The sequence below is a fragment of the Anabaena subtropica FACHB-260 genome, assembly GCF_014697105.1.
GTDB classification, from domain to species: Bacteria; Cyanobacteriota; Cyanobacteriia; order Cyanobacteriales; family Nostocaceae; genus Trichormus; species Trichormus subtropicus.
Map to the genome: position 1 here is coordinate 22,998 of NZ_JACJRF010000011.1, position 25,704 is coordinate 48,701.

Annotated in this window: 19 protein-coding genes; 11 read left to right on the forward strand and 8 right to left on the reverse strand. The window is 43.9% G+C overall.

The annotated features are described in order from the left end of the window. The first annotated feature begins 345 nt into the window (after positions 1-345). Positions 346-732 carry a hypothetical protein gene (locus H6G18_RS08745; protein ID WP_190406708.1) on the forward strand — a complete coding sequence of 129 codons (387 nt, stop codon included), beginning with the start codon at positions 346-348 and terminating at the stop codon, positions 730-732. A 79-nt stretch (positions 733-811) separates the two neighbouring features. Here H6G18_RS08745 and H6G18_RS08750 read toward each other — a convergent pair whose 3' ends face one another. Both H6G18_RS08750 and hisD read right to left on the reverse strand, forming a co-directional pair. After that, the gene (locus H6G18_RS08750; RefSeq protein WP_190406709.1) at positions 812-1,237 is read right to left on the reverse strand and encodes a universal stress protein; all 426 of its coding nucleotides are present in this window, start codon (positions 1,235-1,237) and stop codon (positions 812-814) included. Between the two features lie 73 nt (positions 1,238-1,310). Next, positions 1,311-2,612, reverse strand: coding sequence for a histidinol dehydrogenase (gene hisD, locus H6G18_RS08755; protein ID WP_190406710.1), 1,302 nt, complete (start codon positions 2,610-2,612; stop codon positions 1,311-1,313). A gap of 720 nt (positions 2,613-3,332) precedes the next feature. Here hisD and rpsT point away from each other — a divergent pair. Both rpsT and H6G18_RS08765 read left to right on the forward strand, forming a co-directional pair. Beyond that, positions 3,333-3,626: a 30S ribosomal protein S20 gene (gene rpsT / locus H6G18_RS08760; RefSeq protein ID WP_190406711.1), complete on the forward strand. Its 294-nt coding sequence runs from the start codon at positions 3,333-3,335 to the stop codon at positions 3,624-3,626. An 85-nt stretch (positions 3,627-3,711) separates the two neighbouring features. After that, positions 3,712-4,497 (forward strand): TatD family hydrolase, encoded by a 786-nt coding sequence (locus tag H6G18_RS08765; protein WP_190406712.1) that lies wholly within the window; start codon positions 3,712-3,714, stop codon positions 4,495-4,497. 469 nt (positions 4,498-4,966) lie between these two features. Here H6G18_RS08765 and H6G18_RS08770 read toward each other — a convergent pair whose 3' ends face one another. Continuing rightward, positions 4,967-5,209 carry a hypothetical protein gene (locus tag H6G18_RS08770; RefSeq protein WP_190406713.1) on the reverse strand — a complete coding sequence of 81 codons (243 nt, stop codon included), beginning with the start codon at positions 5,207-5,209 and terminating at the stop codon, positions 4,967-4,969. On the opposite strand from H6G18_RS08770, the gene rpoB reads away from it, so the two are divergent. The 3 genes from rpoB (at position 5,208) to H6G18_RS08785 (ending at position 14,713) form a co-directional block, all read left to right on the forward strand. Beyond that, positions 5,208-8,561: a DNA-directed RNA polymerase subunit beta gene (gene rpoB / locus H6G18_RS08775; RefSeq protein ID WP_190406714.1), complete on the forward strand. Its 3,354-nt coding sequence runs from the start codon at positions 5,208-5,210 to the stop codon at positions 8,559-8,561. The genes H6G18_RS08770 and rpoB overlap by 2 nt on opposite strands. 123 nt (positions 8,562-8,684) lie before the next feature. After that, positions 8,685-10,562 (forward strand): DNA-directed RNA polymerase subunit gamma, encoded by a 1,878-nt coding sequence (locus H6G18_RS25000; protein WP_190406715.1) that lies wholly within the window; start codon positions 8,685-8,687, stop codon positions 10,560-10,562. Between the two features lie 95 nt (positions 10,563-10,657). Then, on the forward strand, positions 10,658-14,713 hold the full coding sequence (locus H6G18_RS08785) for a DNA-directed RNA polymerase subunit beta'' (RefSeq protein WP_190406716.1): 4,056 nt from the start codon (positions 10,658-10,660) through the stop codon (positions 14,711-14,713). 67 nt (positions 14,714-14,780) lie between these two features. Here the strand turns inward: H6G18_RS08785 and H6G18_RS08790 are convergent, their stop codons facing one another. The 3 genes from H6G18_RS08790 to H6G18_RS08800 all read right to left on the reverse strand — a co-directional run bounded on the left by H6G18_RS08790 (position 14,781) and on the right by H6G18_RS08800 (position 18,307). Then, a complete protein-coding gene (locus H6G18_RS08790; protein WP_190406717.1) occupies positions 14,781-15,860 on the reverse strand; it encodes a fatty acid desaturase in 1,080 nt (359 codons plus the stop codon). Positions 15,861-16,205: 345 nt separating this feature from the next. After that, positions 16,206-17,258, reverse strand: a complete 1,053-nt coding sequence (locus H6G18_RS08795) for a fatty acid desaturase (protein WP_190406718.1) — start codon at positions 17,256-17,258, stop codon at positions 16,206-16,208. A gap of 230 nt (positions 17,259-17,488) precedes the next feature. Then, positions 17,489-18,307: an acyl-CoA desaturase gene (locus H6G18_RS08800; RefSeq protein WP_190406719.1), complete on the reverse strand. Its 819-nt coding sequence runs from the start codon at positions 18,305-18,307 to the stop codon at positions 17,489-17,491. A gap of 87 nt (positions 18,308-18,394) precedes the next feature. On the opposite strand from H6G18_RS08800, the gene H6G18_RS08805 reads away from it, so the two are divergent. After that, the gene (locus H6G18_RS08805; protein ID WP_190406720.1) at positions 18,395-19,624 is read left to right on the forward strand and encodes a methionine gamma-lyase family protein; all 1,230 of its coding nucleotides are present in this window, start codon (positions 18,395-18,397) and stop codon (positions 19,622-19,624) included. Between the two features lie 74 nt (positions 19,625-19,698). Further along, complete coding sequence (locus tag H6G18_RS08810; protein WP_242040239.1) at positions 19,699-19,827, forward strand: GxxExxY protein; 129 nt, start codon at positions 19,699-19,701, stop codon at positions 19,825-19,827. 23 nt (positions 19,828-19,850) lie between these two features. On the opposite strand, the gene H6G18_RS08815 is transcribed toward H6G18_RS08810, so the two are convergent. Together H6G18_RS08815 and H6G18_RS08820 are read right to left on the reverse strand one after the other, a co-directional pair. Continuing rightward, a complete protein-coding gene (locus H6G18_RS08815; protein ID WP_190406721.1) occupies positions 19,851-21,044 on the reverse strand; it encodes a Coenzyme F420 hydrogenase/dehydrogenase, beta subunit C-terminal domain in 1,194 nt (397 codons plus the stop codon). A gap of 161 nt (positions 21,045-21,205) precedes the next feature. Further along, entirely contained in the window at positions 21,206-21,907 is a 702-nt protein-coding gene (locus H6G18_RS08820; RefSeq protein WP_190406722.1) for a DJ-1/PfpI family protein, read from the reverse strand. A gap of 87 nt (positions 21,908-21,994) precedes the next feature. On the opposite strand from H6G18_RS08820, the gene H6G18_RS08825 reads away from it, so the two are divergent. From H6G18_RS08825 to H6G18_RS08835, 3 genes are all read left to right on the forward strand, one after another. After that, positions 21,995-22,717, forward strand: a complete 723-nt coding sequence (locus H6G18_RS08825; RefSeq protein ID WP_190406723.1) for a helix-turn-helix transcriptional regulator — start codon at positions 21,995-21,997, stop codon at positions 22,715-22,717. Positions 22,718-22,966: 249 nt separating this feature from the next. Further along, positions 22,967-25,246, forward strand: a complete 2,280-nt coding sequence (locus H6G18_RS08830; RefSeq protein ID WP_190406724.1) for a glycoside hydrolase family 65 protein — start codon at positions 22,967-22,969, stop codon at positions 25,244-25,246. A gap of 188 nt (positions 25,247-25,434) precedes the next feature. Beyond that, positions 25,435-25,686, forward strand: a complete 252-nt coding sequence (locus tag H6G18_RS08835; protein ID WP_190406725.1) for a hypothetical protein — start codon at positions 25,435-25,437, stop codon at positions 25,684-25,686. Positions 25,687-25,704 lie beyond the last annotated feature (18 nt).

Here is a 25,704-nt window from a genome sequence, read left to right on the forward strand (position 1 = left end):
AAACTATTATAACAAAACTTAACTTATACAAAACTTACCCAAGTGTCATTGGTACAGACATTGCAAGAATTAAGAGTTTCGGTAAGCGCCGCACCTTGGCAACAATAGGCTAATGATGCTTTTTGGCGTGTAGCGTTCGCTTTGAACCCAGCAAGGCAAGCAATCTTACTTGTAGCAGGTAATAATAGTGTGTTAACCAAAGCATTTTTACAAACAATTAATCAAAAAAGCTTCTTTTAAAGTTAGAAAAGGATTTCGCACAACATCATTCAAACAAACGGCGGTCTTGTTGTTCTAGCATGATTTAGGATTACTACAGAAACCTCTTTAATCTAACTTCTACAAATGCTAGGTAACTTTCAACAAAGCCAACTGCGAATCGAAATAGCAGCATCAGCCAATGCCATTCATGATAGTTTGCTGCGTCCAGTACAATTAGAAAAATGGCTAATGGGGCAACGTTTTGCGCCAGGAACACCAGATGAACTACACACAGGATTGCAGTTCACAACCTGGACTGGGCCAGTAGCTGTCCATCATCGCGTAGATGTAGCCAAATCTAATTGTCTGCGCTTGCTACTCAGTGGTGGTATTGATGGTTTTCATGAATGGTATTGGGGAGACGGTTGGGTACAGTCGCGCTTAGAAGGAGTCTCCCTTTTACCCTTGAACCTGGGACAAACCTTGAGTTTATTCAGTTTGCGCCAGTTTTTGACAACTCAAGAAAAATAAAAACCTTTAATCTCCAGCAGATAGTACTTGCTCAAGGCTTTGAGCGTGTGTATCTGCCACATTTTTTTTTAAATGGGTATCACTTAGGCTTCACTACCAAAACTGAGCAATTAGCCTCTTCCACTACTTGATTGCTGACAGAACCTAAGACAATACGCTTCATACCAGTTAAACCACGACTGCCAATAATAATTAAGTCAGTTTGATAAATATTAGCTAAACGAATAATCTCTTGTGCTGGGTCGCCAGTCACCAGTTCTAATTCCGTTTTAACTGATAAGTTCTCTTGGTAAGATTGCAACTGTTTTTCAATTTGAAAATAAGAACCTGTGGTAGATTCTGGATGGGGACGATCAGCAGGTAATTCCATCTCTGAATCGGCTGTGGGAAAAACATGACAGAGAACTACCTTGCTATCGGGTGATAACAATAATTCATCTAAAGTCTCAATTACTCGTGGGGCAATTTCCGAACCATCTAGAGCTACCAAAACATTTTTTACCACTGCTGTTGCCTCCTCAAGATTACACCCCCGATTCAATAATTCGTAAGTATAGGAGAAAATTCAACATTCATCATCATTCATCTTGCTGAATGCGCCGTTTTACTGAATCAGCATGGGAGGGTAAGCCTTCGGCTGTGGCTAAAGCGTCAATGGCTCCAGCTACCTTATTCAGTGCAGTTTGGGAGTACTGAATAATGCTGGAATGTTTGAGGAAAGTTTCTACACCCAAGGCCGAAGCATAGCGAGCAGCACCAGAGGTAGGTAAGGTATGGTTAGGGCCGGCTAGATAATCTCCTACGGCTTCTGGTGTGGAATAACCGAGAAAGATGGCTCCTGCATGACGAATGTTGGGTAAGACTGCCCAAGGGTCTTTAACTTCTAACTCCAAGTGTTCCGGTGCAAATTCATTCGAGAGTTCTGCGGCTGCTTCTAAAGATTCCACAAGGACGATTAAACCATAATGAGCGATCGCTTTTTCGGTATCTATCCGCCTGGGGTGGTCTACTAACTGTCTTTCAATTGCTACTTGTACGTTTTTCGCTAAAGCCGGGTCTGTGGTTAACAAAATTGCCGCAGCTATTGGGTCATGTTCAGCCTGTGCCAACAAATCAGTAGCTACATGGACGGGATTTGCTCCTTCATCGGCAATAATCAACACTTCACTAGGCCCGGCTAAAGAATCGATTCCCACTGTGCCGTAAACCAATTTTTTTGCCAAAGTTACATAGATATTACCAGGGCCAGTTATCACATCCACTTTGGGGATTGTCTCTGTACCATAGGCTAAAGCCGCGATCGCCTGCGCCCCTCCTACCCGATAAATTTCTTGCACTCCCACTTCTTGGGCTGCTACTAACACTGCGGGATTAATCGCTTTCTGTGCGCCTGGTGGTGTTGCTATCACTATCCGAGGTACACCAGCCACCTTCGCCGGAATCGCGTTCATCAGGACTGTGCTGGGGTAGGACGCACGACCACCAGGGACATACAAACCCGCCCGATCTACCGGAGTGTAACGTTTGCCTAGCACAATATCATCATCGCCAAAGTGTACCCAGCTTTTGGGGACTCGCTGACGATGAAATGCTTCAATTTGGCGACTAGCCAGTCGAATTGCCTCCAATAGATCCTTCGATACCTGCTGGTAGGCTGCGTCCAGTTCTGAGCCTGTAACCCGCAATTCTTCAGCCTTGAGAATTTGATTGTCAAATTCATCGGTATAGTGCAGAACAGCTTTGTCGCCTTGGCGTTTTACCGCTTGCAACACTTCCCGCACTGTGGCTTCTTTATGAAGCACTTGTTCGTCATGAGTGCGATCGCAGATTCTTTGCAGTTCTGCTTTAACATCTGCCTGCTGAGTAATGATTCGCAGCATGGAGTAAGGACAATGCCAAAATTTAGAATATATCCGCCTGAGAACTATCTCTACTTTTTATCCCAAAGGATGCCAAGCTGGATCTAATTCTCTTCTCTAGCTTAACCTGGATTTTTTTGATACTCCCAAGGCATCCAGCACATGAGTTGCTTGGGAAGGCGACTAATTTTTTCAGTCCGATTACCATTGTTGGCTACGGCAGGGATTAAACACGTCAATCTTTAATTCCCTTAGTCCTCTTTCCTGAAAATTATGAACAACAAGATTGTGCTGTTACACGTCTAGTTGTTGTGAATCTATGAGGAATAGCAGGCTCTGATGATAAATTTTACTTATGTTTATGTTTTAGTAACTAGCTTTGGGGATAGATGATGAATCTGGTTTATACTGGTACTCCGGCTGATTAACCGTTGCTGTCTTTATGAAAAAAATCCCTTTTAATAACAGACTAAACAAGTGGTACTCTTGCTATTTGGCAATTTGTCCAGAATTTAATGGTAGATTATTTTTTGATTAAAGTACCTTATTTTAAACTGTTTTTTTCACTTTAGTACACACTTATTCTGTTAATTGTTAACTATACTACAAGTATTGCCCTTACGTAGCTCCGAAAAAACCTGAGCAAAAAAAAATCTCCTAAATTATAACATTGGCAATATAGATGCTATATTAGTAAGTCTGGTAGTGTGTGTACATATAATTTTCTTTTTGGAATCGACAGTGGCTAATAATAAGTCTGCTCTAAAACGCGCCCAAATCGCAGAACGCAATCGGCTGCGTAACAAAGCCTACAAATCAGCAGTTAAGACGCTGATGAAAAATTACTTGAATGCTGTACAAGTCTATGCAGCTAATCCTAACCCAGAATCACAACAAGAAGCACAAACTCGCCTAGCGGCGGCTTACAGCAAAATCGACAAAGCCGTTAAACGGGGCATCCTCCATCCCAATAACGGAGCAAGGAAAAAGTCCAGATTGGCAAACAAACTCAAGCCTATTGAGCAAACAGCATAATAGTCCAAGAGTCAATAGTCCAAAGTTAACAGTTTCTCTAATAACTCTTGACTATTGACTGTTGACTATTTGACTAAAAACAAAAATGCAGCTAATAGACACCCACGTACATCTCAATTTCGACAGCTTCCAACCAGATTTGGCAGCAGTGCGATCGCGCTGGCAAGCAGCAGGAGTTATACATCTAGTGCATTCCTGTGTTGAACCGGCTGAATTTTCCAGTATCCAAGCCATAGCTCACCAGTTTCCTGAAGTGAGTTTTGCCGTAGGACTTCATCCTCTAGATGCTGATCAATGGCAAAGTGACACAGGAGAGCAAATATTATCCTTGGCTAGTTCCGACTCTAAGGTAGTAGCAATTGGCGAAATGGGACTAGATTTTTACAAAGCCAATAACTATGAGCAGCAGCAAATGGTATTTGAGGCACAACTAGCGATCGCCTCCCATCTCAATCTACCAGTGATTATCCACTGTCGGGATGCCGCAGTGGCGGTGAGAGAAATCTTGCAGAAATGGCAGGAGCGTACAGGTAATCAAATCCGGGGTGTCATGCACTGTTGGGGAGGAACACCAGAAGAAACCCAATGGTTTCTGGATTTGGGGTTTTATATTAGTTTTAGCGGTACAGTCACATTCAAAAATGCCAAAGCCATTCAAGCCTCAGCTGCGATGGTGAAAAGCGATCGCTTACTAATTGAAACGGACTGCCCTTTTTTATCGCCAGTTCCCAAACGAGGCGAAAAACGTAACGAGCCTGCTTATGTAAGCCATGTAGCTGAACAAGTAGCAGCTTTACGCAAAGAAACAGTAGAAGCGATTTCTGTTCAAACTACCCAAAATGCCTGTAGATTATTCGGTCTGGTATTATAAAACTTGCTAGTTTAGCTTTTAGGTTAAAGTAAAATAAATCAACCGTTAGGAGGACAAAAATATGCTAAAATTAATCCCTCCAAAACATTTTGTGTGCGTCATAATGATAAAGGAAGGAACTGAAAACTCCTAAGCTTGATTTTGTGAAGTTATCAACTTGACCATCCTCCTACCTCTACAAGTGGATGATCTCAATGTTTAACTAAACCTAACAATCACATTGAGATAGACCTCGAGTACAAATTGCCTGTTTCGGATTGAACCTATAGAAAATTATTAAAAGAAATTGCCTTGTGATTAAAACCCAGCAAAATCAGGCCATTTTAATTCAAAACCTCCATAATGCGGCTCATCGGCTTAGTCCTTGGGTATCACCGTAAATACAAACCGGGTATTGCAGATACTCTGGTCTAGAGTTGCAGCAAGTTAAAGCGCTTTTGGGAGGAGAAGTGAGGAAAAGAAACAAAATTCAGACATATCTCAAACAACTGCTGTTGGGGAATCGCCTGCATCGCTGGATAGAAATGCCCTTGACTGGCAATTGGGGGTTATTACCCCCCTTGTCAAAATCGCACTCTCCAGCTTCAATTGCTGCGTTTGCCATTGCCTGTAAATAATCAGGTGAGCATAGAGGATAAGTTCCCAAACGGCTACGGACACTAACTGTAGTGTCATCTAAAAAATTTAACCAGGTTGACAAAGGTAGAGGCATGATTAGCGAAAATTATATTGAACCCGCCTTTTTGTTGCCCGACTTGATTGAAATCCAGCGTTCGAGCTTTCGCTGGTTTTTAGAAGAAGGGCTGATCGAAGAACTTAACTCCTTTAGTCCTATTACAGACTATACAGGCAAATTAGAACTGCATTTTTTAGGACATAATTACAGATTAAAGGAGCCAAAGTACAGCGTCGAAGAATCGAAACGCCGGGATAGTACCTATGCTGTACAAATGTATGTCCCTACCCGCCTATTGAACAAAGAAACAGGGGACATCAAAGAGCAAGAAGTATTTATCGGGGATCTGCCTTTGATGACCGATCGCGGAACGTTTATTATTAACGGAGCCGAACGGGTAATTGTCAATCAGATTGTGCGATCGCCTGGAGTTTACTACAAATCAGAAATCGACAAAAACGGTCGCCGGACATATTCAGCTTCGCTCATCCCCAACCGGGGCGCATGGTTGAAATTTGAAACAGACCGGAACGATTTGGTGTGGGTACGCATCGACAAAACCCGCAAACTCTCAGCCCAAGTACTTTTAAAAGCTTTAGGACTCTCAGATAACGAAATCTTTGATGCCCTGCGCCACCCAGAGTACTTCCAGAAAACCATCGAAAAAGAAGGACAGTTTTCTGAAGAAGAAGCCCTGATGGAGTTATATCGTAAACTCCGTCCCGGTGAACCACCAACCGTATTAGGTGGACAACAACTGTTAGATTCTCGCTTCTTCGACCCAAAACGTTATGACTTGGGTCGAGTTGGTAGATATAAACTCAACAAAAAACTCCGCCTCTCAGTCCCCGATACAGTCCGAGTCCTCACCTCTGGCGATATCTTGGCAGCAGTCGATTATCTCATCAACCTGGAATACGATATCGGCAGCATCGACGACATTGACCACTTAGGTAATCGTCGAGTCAGAAGTGTGGGTGAATTGCTGCAAAACCAAGTCAGGGTTGGTTTAAACCGATTAGAACGGATTATTCGGGAACGTATGACCGTATCCGACGCAGAAGTATTAACACCAGCATCCTTGGTTAACCCCAAACCATTGGTAGCAGCCATCAAGGAATTTTTTGGTTCCAGCCAATTAAGTCAGTTCATGGATCAAACTAATCCTTTAGCCGAACTGACCCACAAACGGCGTCTGTCAGCCCTTGGCCCTGGTGGTTTAACCAGAGAACGGGCAGGTTTTGCCGTGCGAGATATCCACCCCTCCCACTACGGTCGGATTTGTCCCATTGAAACACCAGAAGGCCCCAACGCCGGACTGATTGGTTCCTTAGCAACCCACGCCCGTGTTAACCAGTACGGCTTCTTAGAAACTCCATTTAGACCGGTGGAAAATGGACAAGTGAAATTTGACCAAGCCGCCGTTTACATGACCGCCGATGAGGAAGACGACCTGCGGGTAGCACCAGGAGATATCCCTGTAGATGAAAATGGTTACATCATTGGTCCCCAAGTACCAGTCCGCTATCGTCAAGAATTCTCCACCACCACGCCAGAACAAGTAGACTACGTAGCCGTATCCCCAGTACAAATCGTCTCCGTAGCTACTAGTATGATTCCCTTCTTGGAACATGACGACGCTAACCGCGCCCTCATGGGTTCCAATATGCAACGGCAAGCAGTACCCCTACTCAAGCCGGAGCGTCCGTTGGTGGGGACAGGCTTAGAAGCCCAAGGTGCGCGAGATTCCGGAATGGTAATTGTCTCTCGGACTGATGGGGATGTAGTTTACGTAGATGCGACAGAAATTCGCGTCAGAGTCAGTGGACAACTACCAGCAGCCAGTGGCAAAACAACCGACAACGGACAACTGACAACTCACAAGGGACAAGAAATTAGGTACACCATATCCAAGTACCAACGCTCTAACCAAGATACCTGTCTCAACCAAAAACCTTTGGTACGGATTGGTGAGCGTGTAGTAGCTGGTCAGGTATTAGCCGATGGTTCCTCCACAGAAGGCGGAGAACTAGCATTAGGTCAAAACATTGTCGTCGCTTATATGCCTTGGGAAGGCTATAACTACGAAGACGCGATTTTGATCTCCGAGCGACTAGTACAGGATGATATTTATACCTCAATACACATCGAAAAATATGAAATTGAGGCTAGACAAACCAAACTAGGACCAGAAGAAATCACCAGAGAAATTCCCAACGTCGGGGAAGATGCCCTACGTCAGTTAGATGAACAGGGAATTATTCGCATCGGAGCTTGGGTAGAAGCAGGAGATATCCTAGTTGGCAAAGTTACACCCAAAGGGGAATCTGACCAACCACCAGAAGAAAAGCTATTGAGAGCGATTTTCGGGGAAAAAGCGCGGGACGTGCGCGATAATTCTCTCCGTGTACCCAACGGTGAAAAAGGACGTGTTGTAGACGTGCGCCTATTTACCCGCGAACAAGGAGATGAATTACCACCGGGAGCCAACATGGTAGTCCGGGTGTATGTAGCCCAGAAGCGTAAAATCCAAGTTGGCGACAAAATGGCAGGTCGTCACGGGAATAAAGGGATTATTTCCCGCATATTACCCCTAGAAGATATGCCTTATTTGCCCGATGGCTCCACTGTAGATATCGTCCTCAATCCCTTGGGTGTACCCAGCCGGATGAACGTTGGACAAGTATTTGAATGTCTGTTGGGTTGGGCTGGTCATACTTTGGGTGTGCGGTTTAAGATTACTCCCTTCGATGAAATGTATGGTGAAGAGTCATCCCGCCGCATCGTGCATGGCAAGCTGCAAGAAGCTAGGGATGAAACAGGCAAGGATTGGGTGTATAACCCAGATGACCCTGGCAAGATCATGGTGTATGACGGTCGTACAGGTGAAGCTTTCGACCGACCAGTAACTATAGGTGTGGCTTATATGCTGAAGCTGGTACACCTAGTAGACGACAAGATTCACGCTCGTTCTACAGGACCTTACTCCTTGGTTACTCAACAACCCTTGGGAGGAAAAGCCCAACAAGGTGGTCAGCGCTTTGGAGAAATGGAAGTATGGGCATTGGAAGCCTTCGGTGCAGCTTATACATTGCAGGAATTGCTGACTGTGAAATCAGACGATATGCAGGGACGGAACGAAGCATTAAATGCGATCGTTAAAGGTAAGGCTATTCCCAGACCAGGAACACCAGAATCCTTTAAGGTGTTGATGCGAGAACTACAATCCTTGGGGTTAGACATCGCTGTACACAAAGTAGAGACTCAAGCGGATGGTAGTTCCTTAGATGTAGAAGTTGATCTAATGGCAGACCAATCAGCTCGTCGCACACCACCCCGACCAACATACGAATCGCTCTCCCGCGAATCACTGGACGATGATGAGTAGAGAGTGCTGAGTGCTGAGTGCCGAGTTTTCTACTCAGCACTCAGAGCTTAACAATCTCTTGATTCATTACTTTTAACTGAATAATTTACTCAAAACTCATAATTCAGAACTCAGCACTTAAGTATGAGACCAGCCCAAACTAATCAGTTTGACTACGTTAAAATCGGCTTGGCATCACCAGAACGTATCCGCCAATGGGGTGAGCGTACACTACCCAATGGTCAGGTTGTAGGTGAAGTTACCAAACCAGAAACGATTAATTACAGGACTCTCAAGCCGGAAATGGATGGCTTGTTTTGTGAGCGCATATTTGGCCCTGCTAAAGATTGGGAATGCCACTGTGGTAAGTATAAGAGAGTCCGCCATAGAGGAATTGTGTGTGAGCGTTGTGGCGTAGAAGTTACCGAGTCACGGGTACGCCGTCATCGCATGGGGTATATCAAGCTTGCAGCCCCAGTAGCCCACGTTTGGTATCTCAAAGGGATTCCTAGTTATATAGCTATTCTTCTAGATATGCCCTTGCGGGATGTGGAGCAGATTGTATATTTCAACTCTTATGTTGTTCTCAGTCCTGGTAATGCCGAAACTTTAACCTACAAGCAACTACTGAGTGAAGACCAGTGGTTAGAAATTGAAGACCAAATCTATAGTGAAGATTCTCAGCTACAAGGTGTAGAGGTAGGTATCGGAGCTGAAGCACTGTTGCGCTTGCTCGCTGATATTAATTTAGAGCAAGAAGCAGAAAGCCTGCGGGAAGAAATTGGTAGTGCTAAAGGGCAAAAACGAGCAAAACTGATCAAGCGTCTACGGGTAATTGACAATTTCATCGCTACAGGCTCTAAACCAGAGTGGATGGTGATGACAGTCATTCCCGTAATTCCACCAGATTTGCGCCCAATGGTGCAGTTAGATGGTGGACGATTTGCCACCAGTGACTTGAATGATTTGTATCGTCGGGTAATTAACCGAAATAATCGTTTGGCACGGCTGCAAGAGATTTTAGCGCCTGAAATTATTGTGCGAAATGAAAAGCGGATGCTGCAAGAAGCAGTAGACGCTTTAATTGACAACGGTCGTCGCGGACGTACAGTAGTCGGGGCCAATAACCGACCCCTGAAATCTTTATCTGACATTATTGAGGGTAAGCAAGGACGTTTCCGGCAAAACTTGTTGGGTAAACGGGTTGACTATTCTGGACGTTCTGTAATTGTGGTGGGGCCAAAGCTGAAGATTCACCAGTGCGGTTTGCCCAGAGAAATGGCAATTGAACTATTCCAGCCATTTGTGATTAATCGCCTGATTCGTAGCGGTATGGTGAACAACATCAAAGCTGCGAAAAAGCTGATCTCTCGCAATGACCCTAGTGTTTGGGATGTACTGGAAGAGGTGATTGAAGGACACCCAGTCATGCTCAACCGTGCGCCTACCTTGCACCGTTTGGGTATTCAGGCTTTTGAACCGATTTTGGTGGAAGGTCGCGCTATTCAACTCCATCCTTTGGTGTGTCCCGCATTTAACGCTGACTTTGACGGTGACCAAATGGCGGTACACGTCCCTCTATCTTTGGAAAGTCAGGCTGAAGCAAGACTGCTGATGCTGGCTTCTAATAATATTTTGTCACCAGCTACAGGTAGACCAATTATCACACCTAGCCAAGACATGGTATTGGGAGCCTATTACCTGACGGCGGAAAATCCAGGTGCTAACAAAGGTGCGGGGAATTATTTTGCTTCTCTGGATGACGTAATTATGGCCTTCCAGCAAGAGCAAATTGACTTGCACGCTTACATCTACGTAAGGTTTGACGGGGAAGTAGAATCTGATCAACCAGATACAGAACCTCTGGAAGTGACAAATAACGAAGATGGTAGCCGGACTGTACTTTACAAGTATCGCCGAGTGAGGGAAGACGCTCAGGGAAATTTAATTTCTCAGTATATACGCACAACTCCAGGTCGCGTTATTTACAATAAAGCGATTCAAGAAGCACTTGCCAGTTAGTCAAGAGTCCCAAGTCAATAGTCCATTAGTAAAAACTAGGGACTGTTGACTTAATGACCAATGACTAATGACCAATGACTAAGGATTAATGACTAATGACTAACGAAAAGATGATTTTTCGCAATCGCGTCGTTGACAAAGGTCAACTGAGAAATTTGATTTCTTGGGCGTTTACCCACTATGGGACAGCCCGTACAGCAGTGATGGCGGATAAATTGAAAGATTTAGGCTTTCGCTATGCTACCAGGGCTGGGGTTTCTATTAGTGTTGATGACTTGATGGTGCCACCAAGTAAGCGGAGCCTTTTGGAAGCAGCTGAAGAAGAAATTCGTGCTACTGAAGTCCGTTACCAAAGGGGTGAAATTACGGAAGTAGAACGGTTCCAAAAAGTAATTGATACCTGGAATGGTACTAGTGAAGCACTCAAGGACGAAGTAGTAGTTCACTTCAAACAAAATAATCCTCTGAACTCTGTCTACATGATGGCTTTCTCTGGCGCACGGGGTAATATCTCCCAGGTGCGTCAGTTGGTAGGAATGCGGGGTTTGATGGCAGATCCTCAAGGGGAAATTATTGACTTACCCATCAAAACTAACTTCCGTGAAGGTCTGACTGTCACAGAGTATATTATCTCGTCTTATGGTGCGAGAAAAGGGCTGGTAGATACAGCGTTACGTACCGCCGACTCTGGCTATCTCACCCGTCGTCTTGTGGATGTATCCCAGGATGTGATCATTCGGGAGATTGATTGTGGGACTACTAGAGGGATTCCCGTCCGACCGATGACCGAAGGGAGTAAAACCTTAATCAAGCTGTCTACACGTTTGTTAGGACGGGTAGTGGGAGAAGATGTTATCCATCCCAAAACAAAAGAAGTAATTGCGCCGCGCAACACTCCAATTTCTGACGACTTAGCTAAAGAAATTGAAAAGGCTGGGGTGGCAGAAGTTGTAGTGCGATCGCCTCTGACCTGTGAAGCTGCCCGTTCCGTGTGTCAACACTGCTACGGCTGGAGTTTGGCTCACGCCAAAATGGTAGACTTAGGTGAAGCCGTCGGAATTATTGCTGCCCAAAGTATCGGTGAACCAGGAACCCAGCTGACCATGCGGACATTCCACACTGGTGGTGTGTTTACTGGAGAAGTGGCACAACAAGTCCGTTCCAAAATGGATGGGACAATCAAACTACCCCGGAAACTGCGGACAAGAACCCATCGTACCCGCCACGGGGAAGATGCCTTGTTTGTGGAAAGCAATGGAATCATGATTCTGGAACCACGCAAAGAAGGTTCGGAAACTCCACCGCCTCAAGAAATTCATGTGACCCAAGGTTCCACAATATATATAGTTGATGGACAACAGGTCAAACAAGGTCAATTGTTGGCAGAAGTAGCCCTCGGTGGTCGTACTACCCGGACTAATACAGAAAAAGCTGTAAAAGATGTGGCTTCTGACTTAGCAGGGGAAGTGAAGTTTGCCGAAGTCGTTCCTGAACAAAAAACCGACCGTCAAGGTAACACTACCACTACAGCCGCTAGGGGTGGTTTGATTTGGATTCTATCAGGGGAAGTGTATAACTTACCACCAGGAGCCGAATTAGTAGTTAAAAATGGCGATCGCGTCGAGACTAACGGTGTATTAGCAGAAACCAAGTTAACAAGTATACACGGTGGTGTGGTACGTTTGCCTGAAGCTACCCCAGGTAAGAGTACTAGAGAAATTGAGATCATCACCGCTTCTGTAGTCTTAGACCAAGCAACTGTTACCGTTCAGAGTTCCCAAGGACGTAACAACTACTTAGTTAGCACTGGCAACAACCAAGTATTTAACTTACGGGCAACACCAGGCACAAAAGTGCAGAATGGTCAAGTAGTAGCCGAGTTAATTGATGACCGCTATCGGACAACCACGGGTGGTTTTCTGAAATTTGCGGGCGTGGAAGTCCAGAAGAAAGGCAAAGCGAAGCTTGGTTATGAAGTGGTGCAAGGCGGTACACTGTTATGGATTCCCGAAGAAACCCACGAAGTTAACAAAGATATCTCCTTGCTGTTGGTAGAAGATGGTCAGTTCGTGGAAGCTGGCACTGAAGTCGTCAAAGACATCTTCTGTCAAAACAGTGGTGTAGTAGAAGTCACCCAGAAAAACGACATTCTACGGGAAGTCGTGATTAAGCCTGGTGAACTGCTAATGGTAGATGACCCAGAAGCAGTGATTGGTCGAGATAACACCCTGCTGCAACCAGGAGAAGAACTCTTGGGACAAGTTGCCACAGAACTGCGATACATCCAGTATGTAGAATCTCCAGAAGGCCCAGCACTATTGAGCCGTCCAGTTGTAGAGTTTGCAGTTCCTACTAATCCTGATGTGCCATCCACTACATCTGTTAGTCAGCAAACTGGACGTTCAATTCAAATGCGGGCAGTACAAAGACTGCCTTACAAAGATTCAGAACGGGTCAAATCTGTGGAAGGTGTAGAACTGCTACGTACCCAATTAGTATTGGAAATTGAGCAGGAAGGCGAACAAGAACACAATGCGTCTCCCCTAGCAGCAGACATTGAATTAATACCCGACCCAGAAGATGCAGATGTTCAGCGCTTGCAGCTAGTGATTTTGGAATCCTTAGTTCTGCGTCGTGACATTGCCGCAGATGCTACCCAAGGTAGTACTCAAACTAGCCTAGAAGTACAAGATGGACAAACCATTGTCCCTGGTTCTGTAGTTGCCCGTACCCAAATCTTATCTAAAGAAGGTGGGATTGTTCGGGGAGTACAGAAGGGAAGCGAAGCTGTGCGTCGTTGTTTAGTCCTGCGACACAGTGACATGGCAACATTGAATATCAGCAGCCAACCCAAAGTCAAAGCAGGTGATTTGATAGTTGCAGGTGCAGAACTTGCCCCTGGTGTGTTTGCTGAAGAATCTGGACAAATTGTCGCAGTGAAAAATGCTGCCGAACGTTCAACCACTCAGGACGCAGCACTTAGCACTCAGAACTATGCTGTTACTATTCGTGCTGGTCGTCCCTATCGAGTCAGCCCTGGTGCAGTCTTGCAGATAGAAGATGGTGATTTGGTACAACGGGGCGATAACTTAGTACTACTAGTGTTTGAACGGGCAAAAACTGGAGACATCATCCAAGGTTTGCCCCGGATTGAGGAACTACTAGAAGCCCGGAAACCCAAAGAAGCTTGTATCTTAGCAAAACGAAGTGGGGAAGTTAAGGTAGTCTACGGTGATGGTGATGAAGCGATCGCCATCAAAGTTGTAGAATCCAATGGGGTAGTCACAGATTATCCTCTCGGCCCTGGGCAGAACCTAGCCATGCCAGATGGCTCTATTGTCACAGCCGGACAACCCTTGAGTGACGGCCCTTCCAACCCCCACGAAATACTGGAAGTATTCTTCAGCTTGGGTTCGGAAGATGGGATTTATGCTTGCGCCAGCCACGCTTTACAAAAGGTACAAACATTCTTAGTGAATGAAGTACAGATGGTTTACCAATCCCAAGGTATTGACATCGCCGACAAGCACATTGAAGTAATTGTGCGCCAAATGACCAACAAAGTACGGATTGATGATGGTGGCGATACTACCATGCTTCCCGGTGAGTTGGTAGAATTGCGCCAAGTAGAGCAAGTAAACGAAGCGATGGCAATTACTGGCGGTGCCAGAGCGCAATACACACCAGTATTATTAGGTATTACCAAAGCATCGTTGAATACAGATAGCTTTATTTCTGCTGCATCCTTCCAAGAAACAACGCGGGTTCTCACCGAAGCAGCCATTGAAGGAAAATCTGATTGGTTGCGTGGTTTGAAAGAAAACGTGATTATCGGACGATTGATTCCGGCGGGAACTGGTTACAACACTTATGATGAACCTGGTGCGCTCGAAGATTATTCTACTCTGGAAACTACTAGTGTCTTGGATGAAACCGATGACCCATTAGATATGGTGTTAGATGACCGCACAGCTCGCGCCTACAACTTAGATACTCCTGGTCTTGGGGAAAACGGATTTAATAATCGGCGCTCAATTCTAGATGATGATGAATTGATTGCTGATGAAATCCATGACCTCGTAGAAGTAGAAGATGAAGCAGATGATGATTACGAGGATGATGATGAAGACGAAGACGATTTTGAAGACTAAGGTCTAACAGTCACAATTTAAATTAAAAAGGCAAAAGAAGTAATTCTTTTGCCTTTTTTGAATTGAGCTATTGATTAGCTACTTTATGCTTTGAAGTGTAATATACTTTCCCACCAGTATCTGGTACAAAATGGCAACTCAAGCAAGAACGCCATAAAGACTGCCAAATTGGTTCCTCTGACTTACGGTAATACTCACCCATAACTGGTTTAATCGCCTCAGTCGCCTGAAGCAAATTGTAGTGAGGGATATTCAAGAAGATGTGGTGCGCCACATGAGTACCGATATCGTGATGGATGTGATTCACTAAACCATAATTGCGGTCAATACTGGAAATTGCCCCTTTAAGGAAAGTCCAATCTTCGCCACGATACCAGGGAATATCAGCCTCAGTATGGTGTAAAAATGTCACCAAATCGAGCCAAATTACAAACACAAGATAGGGTGCAGCGTAGTATTTTAACAACCACATCCAACCCCATTGATAAGTGAGAAATCCTAGCAAACCAACCATGCAGGTCAAGAGGACAGTACTGGTGATGACATCCCATTTTTCTGATGGCTTGAACAGCGAACTACTAGGCAAAAAATGAGAGCCTTCTTTATTAGGAGAACGCTTAAACAAATATACTGGATAAGCCAGTAAAAATGCGTAATAGCGTCCTATCTTTTGCCCCAATGGCATCTCCTTATATTGCGATTCCGTTACTGGATACCAGCTTTCGTCATTATCGATATTGCCAGTATTTTTGTGATGAGTTCTGTGACTAATTCGCCAACCGTGATACGGAACCAATATTGGTGTGTGAGTTAGATGCCCAACTAAATCATTGAGCCATTTATGTTTAGAAAAAGATTGGTGTCCACAGTCATGCCCGACCACAAATAAAGCCCAAAACATCGTTCCTTGCATGAGCCAGAAAATAGGCCAGAAATACCAAGAATCGAGATAATGAGCGACTGCATACAGCAAACCAACAATCAGCACATCACGAAAAAAGTAAAACAGTGACTTGCTAACATTTGGTTGAAAACATTCAGCCGGAATAGCAGCTTTTAAATCTTGAAGAGTAAAAGGCAGTGTATTTGTATTTGGTGACTGCTCAAAGTTAGGCGAATTATCAGAGGAGATGGTGGTTGATTGCACTTGATTCTGTTATTAGATTAAATCTGACTTTTTTGAGACATGATAAATAGACTTCTGCAATGTCTGCGAAGCTATCTCTTGCACATTCAAGGACATAATGAAGAATTTAGAATCAATTTAGTGGAAAATAAAGCTACATCAGCCAGTTGGATTCTCACCTATTATGGCCTCTGACTCCTGATTCCTGATTCCTGACTTCTTACTCAACATTTTCTGGCAATTCACATAGTAATCATTAGTGAATCGGGAATTGCCAGATTGTTTCGAATTGATCCGAACAACAAGTTCTCTCTTAGCATGAGAGGCATAGGCTATTACCTAGCTAATGCTACTGGCTAAACTAACTTATCGTCCTGAGTAATATTCATCAAAAGTCTGATAGCCAACATCGGTTTGATAAAGTTGACACTGGTCGGTAATTTGCTTCATTAAAGACCAAGAAAAATGACATTCATCATGTAAATAATTACCCCAATTTTCTTTGATGCTGCTATAAGCTAGTCGCAAATTATAAGAGGGAATAGCTGTAGACAGATGATGAGGAACATGAACGTTAATATCGTGACACAGCACTTCTACCCACTTAGGATAATCACAATGAATAGTACCAAATAACTGTGCCATCGCTTCATGCCATCTGTTCTCCGTTTCAAAAGGAACATCGGAGAATGTATGGTGAACGATGGTGAAAGTACTCATCCAGAAATGATAACCGAGCCAAGGCACAAACCAAAATTTGATAAATCCCCAAATACCAGTTGTAGCGATGAGAGTAGGGAAAGCAACTGCTGCAAATAAAACTACGACAGCTACAGAAAGTTTCACATCATCTTGGTCTTTAGTTTTGAACTTACGCCAATCAAAATGGACGACAGCCCAATGTCCAATGGAGCCTACCCACCAGAGACGTTTACGCATAAACAACTCAAAGGCAGACTGACGAGTTTTATCCCAACTTGCAAACACTTCTGGTCTGATGGGATGCCAAGCATTATCCTCATCTAGCTTGTTAGTGTGTTTATGGTGATGATTATGCTTAATTCGCCAACTGTGAAAGGGATATATTAACGGCATCATAAATATATGCCCTACTAAGTCATTTACCCAACGACGTTTGGCAAATGAACGGTGTCCACAATCATGACCAATGACAAAAAAACCTGTTAAAGCAGTACCTGTAAAAATCCAGGCGATGGGTAAGAGAAACCAGGGAGCTATTGCCAAACTGCAATAACCCAGGGCAACCATGACAACACTCAGTATTGCTTGTGTCCATGCTTTGCGACGGTTCTGTTGGAAACACTCCTTTGGCAGAGTTTTGATAATATCTTTGAGCCTCAGTTCGGAATTACTAAGGTGATTATTTATGTCCTGATTTTTGATTATTGATGTAGTCATGAAAACCTGAAGAACAACAAACTCCTCTACCAAGCCACTAAACAAAGTAACTTGCCGCAAAGTCCCTTACGATAACGTTCTGAATCATAACAACTTAAGCTAGCCAAGCGCAGCTGTAACTAACTTTCAGAAGCTATTTAAGAACTGACGAGTAGATATTTGATTACGAAAAAATTACTAAGTCATTAGTCATTTTTTAGACAAATAACTAATGACATATAATAGACCAATTACTGCTTTTTGTCTGCTAATTTCACATTAGTTGCCAGACCAAATAATTGCAGCAGTTGAATAGTCATCCAAGTCAAATCAACTTCCCACCATTCCAATCCGTGACGAGCCGAATATTGAAAAGCGTGGTGGTTGTTGTGCCAGCCTTCACCAAACACTAGTACAGCTACCCACCAGCAGTTAGTTGATCTGTCACCAGCATCATAGCTGCGATAGCCAAATTTATGAGTGGCGCTGTTTACCAACCAAGTGCAGTGGTAAACCCAGACAATGCGGACGAAAATTCCCCAAACAACAAAAGACCAGCCACCCAGATATAACAGCAATAAACCCAGAGCAATCTGGATCAAAATAAAATATTTACTTAAAAACTGATAAACTGGGTCTTCGGCAATATCTTTGGTGAAACGAGGAACATCAGCGTGGGAGGGAGAGTGATAAATCAGCCAACCAATATGGCTCCACCAGAAACCTTTACTGGAATCATGGGGATCTCGGTCATTATCAGAATGTAAGTGATGAATGCGATGTATTCCTACCCACTCGATTGGACCTCCTTGACAGGAAAGAGTCCCACAAAGCACCAAAAAGTATTCCAACAGCTTGGGAGTCTGGAAACTGCGGTGGGTGACAAGGCGATGAAAACCTAAGGTAACGCCCAAACCACCAGTTATCCAGTAAAGCAATAAAGCTACACCAACTGCTTGCCAGCTGAAGTTACTAGGAACGAAAGCGAACAAAGCGCCGATGTGTAGCCCAAGAAAAAATAGGGTGTTTACCCAATTGATTTGAGGTTTAGTTGAAGTAGCAATTGTCATGCAGTCATCCGAAATTAAAATGGTTCAGCCTAGTCTGTGCGAGCGCTAAATTCGCATATTTATAGTTTTTTTGTTAACGAGGAAGTAATGAACAGCTTGGAACAGCTGCGGCAAGCAGAACAGGCACTGTTAGAGATTTTTTCTGGAATTGACGCTCAGGTCAAGCAGAATTTGAAAAAAGTGCTGGAAGCCTTTCGCAATCAGCGTGTAGGGGCGCACCACTTTGCTGGTGTAAGTGGCTACGGTCACGATGATTTAGGTCGAGAAACTTTAGACAAAGTTTTTGCCGAAGTAATGGGTGCTGAAGCTGCGGCGGTGCGAGTGCAGTTTGTTTCGGGAACTCACGCGATCGCTTGCGCCCTATTTGGTGTACTCCGGCCTGGTGATGAAATGTTAGCAGTGGTCGGTTCCCCCTACGATACGCTTGAAGAAGTTATTGGTTTGCGGGGTCAAGGTCAAGGCTCCCTTATTGAGTTTGGCATAAAATACCGCCAATTGCAGTTAACTTCCCAAGGTTCTATCGATTGGCAAACCTTAAGCACTAGCGTTACTGATCAGACTCGCTTAGTATTAATCCAGCGTTCCTGCGGTTATTCTTGGCGACCAAGCTTATCAATTGCCGATATTGAAAAAATTGTTAATTTAGTCAAACAGCAAAATCCTCATACTGTTTGCTTTGTGGATAACTGCTACGGCGAATTTATTGAAACCCAGGAACCCACCCACGTTGGTGCTGATTTAATGGCTGGTTCCCTAATTAAAAACCCTGGTGGAACTATTGTCACAGCTGGCGGTTACGTGGCTGGACGCGCTGACTTAGTAGAAGCAGCTGCCTGTCGCCTGACGGCTCCTGGTATAGGTAGTTATGGTGGTGCTACCTTTGACCAAAATCGCCTATTATTCCAAGGGTTATTTTTGTCGCCGCAGATGGTGGGTGAGGCGATGAAAGGAACTTACCTGACTGGTTATGTATTTGACAAACTAGGTTATGCGGTGAATCCTGCACCATTAGCACCTCGTGGGGATGTGATTCAGGCAATTAAACTGGGTTCTGCCAAAAAGCTGATCGCTTTCTGTAAAGCCATACAACAGCATTCTCCTGTGGGTTCTTACCTAGACCCTATTCCTGACGATATGCCTGGGTATGAGAGTCAGGTGGTGATGGCTGGGGGGACATTTATTGAAGGGAGTACCTTGGAATTTTCGGCGGATGGGCCAATGCGTGAGCCTTATGTGGTGTATTGCCAGGGGGGGACTCATTGGACTCATGTGGCGATCGCTCTAGAAGCGGCGATTGAGGCTGTGGGGGGTGTATGAGGGTAGTAATGCTGGTTACATGAGTTAGGATTGTGTTACGCAGAGAAGCTCCAGACGCAGAGAGGAAGAGGGTGATGACGAAGAATGAGATTGCGGGGGCTGTGGTGGATGTGGCTCTTGCTGATAAACGAGTCGGATTACTCATCAACTTCAACGTCATACTCATCAAAGACGGGATCTCCCGCGTAGGGAATAACCTCTAAAAACTCTCCGCGCCTCTGCGTGATCAATCCGGTAATTTATACTGCCCAACGATGCGTTTAGCAAACTCCGGTACATGATCCGCTAACTTCTCAGAATAATTCCGCTTCACATACAAATAATTCCGGGTAAAGTGGGAATCAATCGAGAATCGCGCATATTCCAACCCCTTAGGGCCAATCTTATCAATCACTACACCCATAATTTTTGCCACCCACATTGGCAGGGTCACACCCTTGTCATAAGCAGGTATCCCCTGCTGTACGGCCTCTTGTCGATTCCCTTGAGACATCACAGGCTGAGTATCTAACTGGTCTTTCACTAAGTCCAGCATTTCTTTACCTGTATCATTTCTGACAACAATCCACTGCCAGCCGAAGGGTGCGCCCATGTAACCGACGACTAAATCGGCTAGGGAGTTGACATAATCAAAGCAACTCATGCAGGAAGGGGCAAAGACATTTTTGAGTTGGTTGGTTTTCAAGCCAAAGAAAGGTACTTTCTCAATTGAGCCATCTTCATGTTTGAAGTGAATACGGAAGTCCTGCATGAACTCATAGTGTACGACTGTATCAGGCGAGCGGCTGGTGGTTTCTAGGAATTTTTGTAGTCCGGCGCGGGTGACGTTATCTACGCAAGGTGTACCTAAAACGTATAATTTTTCTAAGCCTAATTGTTTTTCTACAGCTCGTAATGCCTGAATTTGACAACCAACACCAATGACTAATAGTCGCTTCATCCCCGATTTTTCTATCTGTTCGAGTACGGAAAGGTTGGGAGAAAGTGTTGGTTTATTTACTCGTGCTGCTAGTATTTCTTCTGCTGTGCGAGCAATTACAGGCATGGGTTGGAAGCGGTCTTCTTTGCTGTTTTGGACGCAGACAACACCTTCAACTAAGCCGCGATTGAGCATTTCGATGGCAATGCTACTGACAATACCAGTCCATTGTGCGCCTGCGATGGGTTGCTGTTTTCGGGCAGCGATCATGTCTTGATGAACACCAAAGTAGAGTTCATCGGGATTATCAAGGTCACGAGAACGGGTGTGTGTTTGTTTTTCTAGTGTGTCTATCTGCTGGGTAATAAAAGCACAGGCTTCCTTGACATAATGAATATAGTATGTATCGCAAAGTCCGCATTCGCTGCATAGTTCTTTCGCAGGGCGACGGCTACCGGGTTTTAAGGCTTTGGCTTTTTGGTGAGGAGTAAGCGAAGTCATGTTAAGCGCAATTTGTTATCTCAAAACTTAAGATAGCGGAACCTGGCACTTTACACAAAATTTCACGGCAAGATGCAATCTTTGATTCAGCAAATAGACAAGCCAGGCGATCATCTCCATTAAGTTTAGAGGCGATCGCCTGATGAAAATTATGACTGGTATCAGATATAACCTAAATGAGAAGCGGCTTTTTGGCTGGCTGCATTTGATGCTTGAATCAAGGGGTTGGCAACATCTAAAACAGTTTGTACCAGTTGAGAACCAGCTTTTTCTGGTGAACCAACACCAAAAGGGGGTACAGGGTTGTACTCCAGCATCAATTCGATAAATTTAGCCCTATCTTCTCCACATAATATAGCAGCGATCGCTAAAGCAAAATCAATTCCTGCTGTTACGCCGCCACCTGTGATCCGGTTGCCATCTATTACCACTCGTTCGTTACTTACTTCTACACCCATTAGTATCAGATGTTCTCGAAATGCCCAATGACAGGCTGCACGATATCCTTTCAGCAATCCCGCAGCTGCCAAAATTAAAGAACCAGTACACACAGCCGTCACGTACCTAGCTATCTGTGCTTGCTGTTGCAGAAAGGTCAACATTTCCATATCTTGCATCATCTTCACTCCCCCAAGAACACCACCAGGGACACACAAGACATCTAATTGCGGACATTCATCAAAGGTGGTAGTCGGTAAAATTGTGAGTCCACCATTGCTAACAACAGGTTTCAGCGTTTTCCACAACAACAAAACTTGAGTATTAGGTATAGATGAGAACACTTGATGTGGCCCAGTAATATCTAATTGGGTCATATCAGGATAAATTACTAACCCAATTGTATGCTTAGACTGACTTTCCATACTTAAATCCTAGACACTGTAACGAATACAGCTATCCTAGAATTGAATATTTTGGTTGCCAATTACCCAGTTGAGTACATTTTTATCATGTCTCAGACTTTACAAGCGTTGATTCAAAAAATCGGAAATGCTCCATCAGTAAACCAACTATGTGGCCATTACATGGATACAGCAGGAGAGTTGTTTAGTAGCCAACATTGGGGTATTCATATACGAAACAAGCAAGGACAACGCGGCATTATTCAGATGAAAGGCTTACCTGATAGTTTTATTGATTACTACTCTAATGTTGGTGCAGCTATGGATAAAGTGATGGAGTATGTTGTTTCCCATCATGCACCTGCTCACGAACAAATTATTTTCACTGAAGAGGCTTGGAAACAAAGTGAACTATATCGAATTGGTTGTGGCAAGATATATGACCATGAGCATATTATGACTGGACCTATTGTTGGCGAAGGAAAGCTCATCGGTACAGTTCAATTTGCCCGTACTAGCGGAACCCCAGCATATAACACGCAAGATTTGTTACGATTAAGCGCCGTCTGCTCTCATATTTCTGCAAAATTAGCACTCCTGCGCTCCCAACCGGAATTATATTTACCTAAAGACGAGATTTGTTTAACCCCACGGGAATTGCAAATTGCGACTTTGGTAGGAAAAGGTCTAACAAATGCAGAAATTGCCGCCGAATTATGGATTAGTCAAAATACAGTTAAACAGACGTTAAAACGCATTTTTCGTAAACTTGGCGTGTCTGCAAGAGCCGAAATGGTAGCACGACTGCAATTAGTTTATTTTTTAAATTGATTTAGTAAATCTATAATGTTTTACATTTTTAATAACAAAATGTATCAATTATCGAGTCTTGCTGTTTTACCTCTCCTATATAAGCTATTAATAAAACCTAACTACAGAGAGATGAAATCGGTAAAATTCCTATTAGTGGAAATATAAAGGTTCGCTAACAGTGAAAGCCGGGATTTAAAGATAGAAAAATCCTACCGATTAGGTCTCATCCTACCAATAGCCAGCCCTAAAATTTAGGTTTTCTGACTCATGCTTGACGACGTTGATGTATCTGTATCTATTGATAATTCTCTTGAACCATTGCTAGACTCTAGCGAATGGAATGTGAGCGAAACAGAGTTTAATCCTACAAAATTGCACCACAAAGAAACTGTTTTCACTCTCAGCAATGGTTATTTAGGAACAAGGGGAAGTTTTGAGGAAGGCTATCCAGGCGATTTTTCCGCAACTATGATTCATGGCATTTATGATGATGTCAAAATTTCCCATACAGAACTTGTAAATAGTCCTAACTGGCTGCCATTGGTAGTGGAGGTAGCAGGTGAACAATTTAAGATGAATACTGGGGAAATTCTCCATTATGAGCGTCGGTTAGACTTACGCTTGGGTTTAGTTAGTCGTGATGTGCGCTGGCGTTCTCCCAAAGGTCATACTGTAGATTTACGCTTTGAGCGTTTTACCAGTTTGGCAGACCAACACGTTTTAGCCATTCGTTGTCAAATCACATCTGTAGACTTTACTGGTGAGATTACTGTAGAAGCTGGATTTGATGCTGAACCAACTACCCAAGGTGTTCCCCATTGGCGGACTTTAAATCAAGGTGGAGTAGACCAGATTATTTGGTTGGAAAGTCAAACTCTGCATTCTGGTATTAGTTTGGGAATGAGTGCCAAGTTGATAGTTGAGGGTGATGATACTCAACCCGTGTATGTCGAGAAGGCTGGTTCTCCGATGTTGGCGACTACCTGCGAGTTTAACCCAGGAAAGACAGTCATTGTGGAAAAGATTGTGACTGTATTTACTTCACGGGAAACAGAAAGCCCAATTGCCGCCGCACTACAGAGATTAGCTGATGAACCGAGATATACTACTTTATTAGCCGCCCATATTGCAGCCTGGGAGCAAGTCTGGCAAAATAGCGACATTATTATTGAAGGCGATCGCCAAGCTCAAGTCAGTGTCCGTTACAATCTTTTTCAGTTACTAGCAGTCGCACCACGTCACGACGACCGCGTCAGTATAGCACCCAAAACCCTCTCTGGCTTTGCCTATAGCGGACATATTTTTTGGGACACAGAAATATTTATTCTGCCTTTCCTCACTTTCACCCAACCAGCCCTAGCCCGTAACTTACTCACCTATCGCTACCACACCTTACCAGGAGCAAGACGCAAAGCCCAAGAAGCCGGCTATCAAGGAGCGATGTTTGCCTGGGAAAGTGCTACTACAGGTGATGAAGTCACTCCCCGATGGGTTCCTGGTGCTAATGGTGAGTTAATTAGAATTTGGTGCGGTGATATTGAAGTACACATCACGGCTGATGTGGCTTATGCCGTTTGGCATTACTGGCAAACTACCGACGATGATCAATGGATGCACGACTATGGTGCAGAAATAATTCTCGATACTGCCGTTTTCTGGGAAAGTCGGGTGCAGTGGAACCAACAACGCCACAGCTACGATATTCTGGATGTGATCGGCCCTGATGAAAATCATGATCGCGTCGATAATAACGCCTTTACCAACCTGATGGTACAGTGGCATTTACAATCAGCTTTAGCACTTTGGGATTGGTTCAAACACGTCTATCCCCAAAAAGCCGCCCAACTGGTAGAACAACTCAACTTAACAACAGAACGTCTACACTGTTGGGCAGAAATTCAAGAGCGTATTTTTGTTAATCAAAATGCAGCCACAGGTTTGATTGAGCAATTTGAGGGATTTTTTCAACTAGAAGATGTCAACTTAGCTGATTATGAACCCCGTACCAAATCTTTGCAAGGTTTGTTAGGTATTGAAGCCACCAGCCAAAAGCAGATACTCAAACAACCTGATGTGTTGATGCTGCTTTACTTGTTGCGTCAGGGTTATGACTATAATACCCTCAAGGTTAACTGGGACTATTACACTCAACGCACCGACCACACCTATGGTTCCTCACTAGGCCCAGCAATTCACGCAGTTTTAGCTTGTGACCTGAATCAACCCACAGAAGCTTACAATCACTTTCTTCGAGCTGCATTAGTAGATTTAGAAGATGTCAGACTCAACGCAGCTGAAGGAATTCACGCCGCTAGCGCGGGGGGAATTTGGCAAGCTGTAGTTTTAGGGTTTGGAGGTGTGAGAATGACTCAGTTCGGCCCAATGGCTTGTCCTAATCTTCCTCCAAGTTGGAAACGCCTGAAATTTAAGCTGCAATGGCGCAATGAATTGTATGAGTTTGATTTACAACAAGAAGCAGCAATGGCAATGGTGACAGAGGAAGTCTCAGTTCCTGTTTTTGCCAGTTTACAAGCTGCGATGGAATGAATACCGTAGATATACACCAACAAAAGACGAAATATAATTAGGTGGCGATACAAAACCCCACCTAATTTTTTTTGAATTAAGATTAATCTTTGATTGCAAATATCCATAATTACCTATTTACCTATATAGATAGGGTCTAGGCAATTTTTAAAAGTTTAGAATTAACTGTAAACTTTCTCAGAGTTGTTATGACTAAACTAAATTTTGAACCGGGTAAGATTTATGAAATGTTTGATATTAATAACTTGCGAGTTTTATGGCGATTAAAATACCTGGAAACAGTTTTAAATCCAGATAGTAAAGAGATATGTCTACATTTTGAGGAATTGGAATCTTCTACAGAAAAACAAAAAGATATCTACTTGAATCAAAACGATATCTATCAACAGATAGGTGGTATAAATGAAGCAATGGAGTATCAAGTTAGGTATGAGTACTAACTAGAGTACATAAGTACT

Coding starts and splice junctions, on each gene's coding strand:
- H6G18_RS08830 (WP_190406724.1), top strand. CDS start 22,967: ATGCTTGACGACGTTGATGTATCTGTATCTATTGATAATTCTCTTGAA.
- rpoB (WP_190406714.1), top strand. CDS start 5,208: ATGATTAGCGAAAATTATATTGAACCCGCCTTTTTGTTGCCCGACTTG.
- H6G18_RS08745 (WP_190406708.1), top strand. CDS start 346: ATGCTAGGTAACTTTCAACAAAGCCAACTGCGAATCGAAATAGCAGCA.
- H6G18_RS08765 (WP_190406712.1), top strand. CDS start 3,712: ATGCAGCTAATAGACACCCACGTACATCTCAATTTCGACAGCTTCCAA.
- hisD (WP_190406710.1), bottom strand. CDS start 2,612: ATGCTGCGAATCATTACTCAGCAGGCAGATGTTAAAGCAGAACTGCAA.
- H6G18_RS08800 (WP_190406719.1), bottom strand. CDS start 18,307: ATGACAATTGCTACTTCAACTAAACCTCAAATCAATTGGGTAAACACC.
- H6G18_RS08795 (WP_190406718.1), bottom strand. CDS start 17,258: ATGACTACATCAATAATCAAAAATCAGGACATAAATAATCACCTTAGT.
- H6G18_RS08810 (WP_242040239.1), top strand. CDS start 19,699: ATGACGAAGAATGAGATTGCGGGGGCTGTGGTGGATGTGGCTCTTGCT.
- H6G18_RS08805 (WP_190406720.1), top strand. CDS start 18,395: ATGAACAGCTTGGAACAGCTGCGGCAAGCAGAACAGGCACTGTTAGAG.
- H6G18_RS08770 (WP_190406713.1), bottom strand. CDS start 5,209: ATGCCTCTACCTTTGTCAACCTGGTTAAATTTTTTAGATGACACTACA.
- H6G18_RS08835 (WP_190406725.1), top strand. CDS start 25,435: ATGACTAAACTAAATTTTGAACCGGGTAAGATTTATGAAATGTTTGAT.
- H6G18_RS08820 (WP_190406722.1), bottom strand. CDS start 21,907: ATGGAAAGTCAGTCTAAGCATACAATTGGGTTAGTAATTTATCCTGAT.
- H6G18_RS08785 (WP_190406716.1), top strand. CDS start 10,658: ATGACTAACGAAAAGATGATTTTTCGCAATCGCGTCGTTGACAAAGGT.
- H6G18_RS25000 (WP_190406715.1), top strand. CDS start 8,685: ATGAGACCAGCCCAAACTAATCAGTTTGACTACGTTAAAATCGGCTTG.
- H6G18_RS08825 (WP_190406723.1), top strand. CDS start 21,995: ATGTCTCAGACTTTACAAGCGTTGATTCAAAAAATCGGAAATGCTCCA.
- H6G18_RS08815 (WP_190406721.1), bottom strand. CDS start 21,044: ATGACTTCGCTTACTCCTCACCAAAAAGCCAAAGCCTTAAAACCCGGT.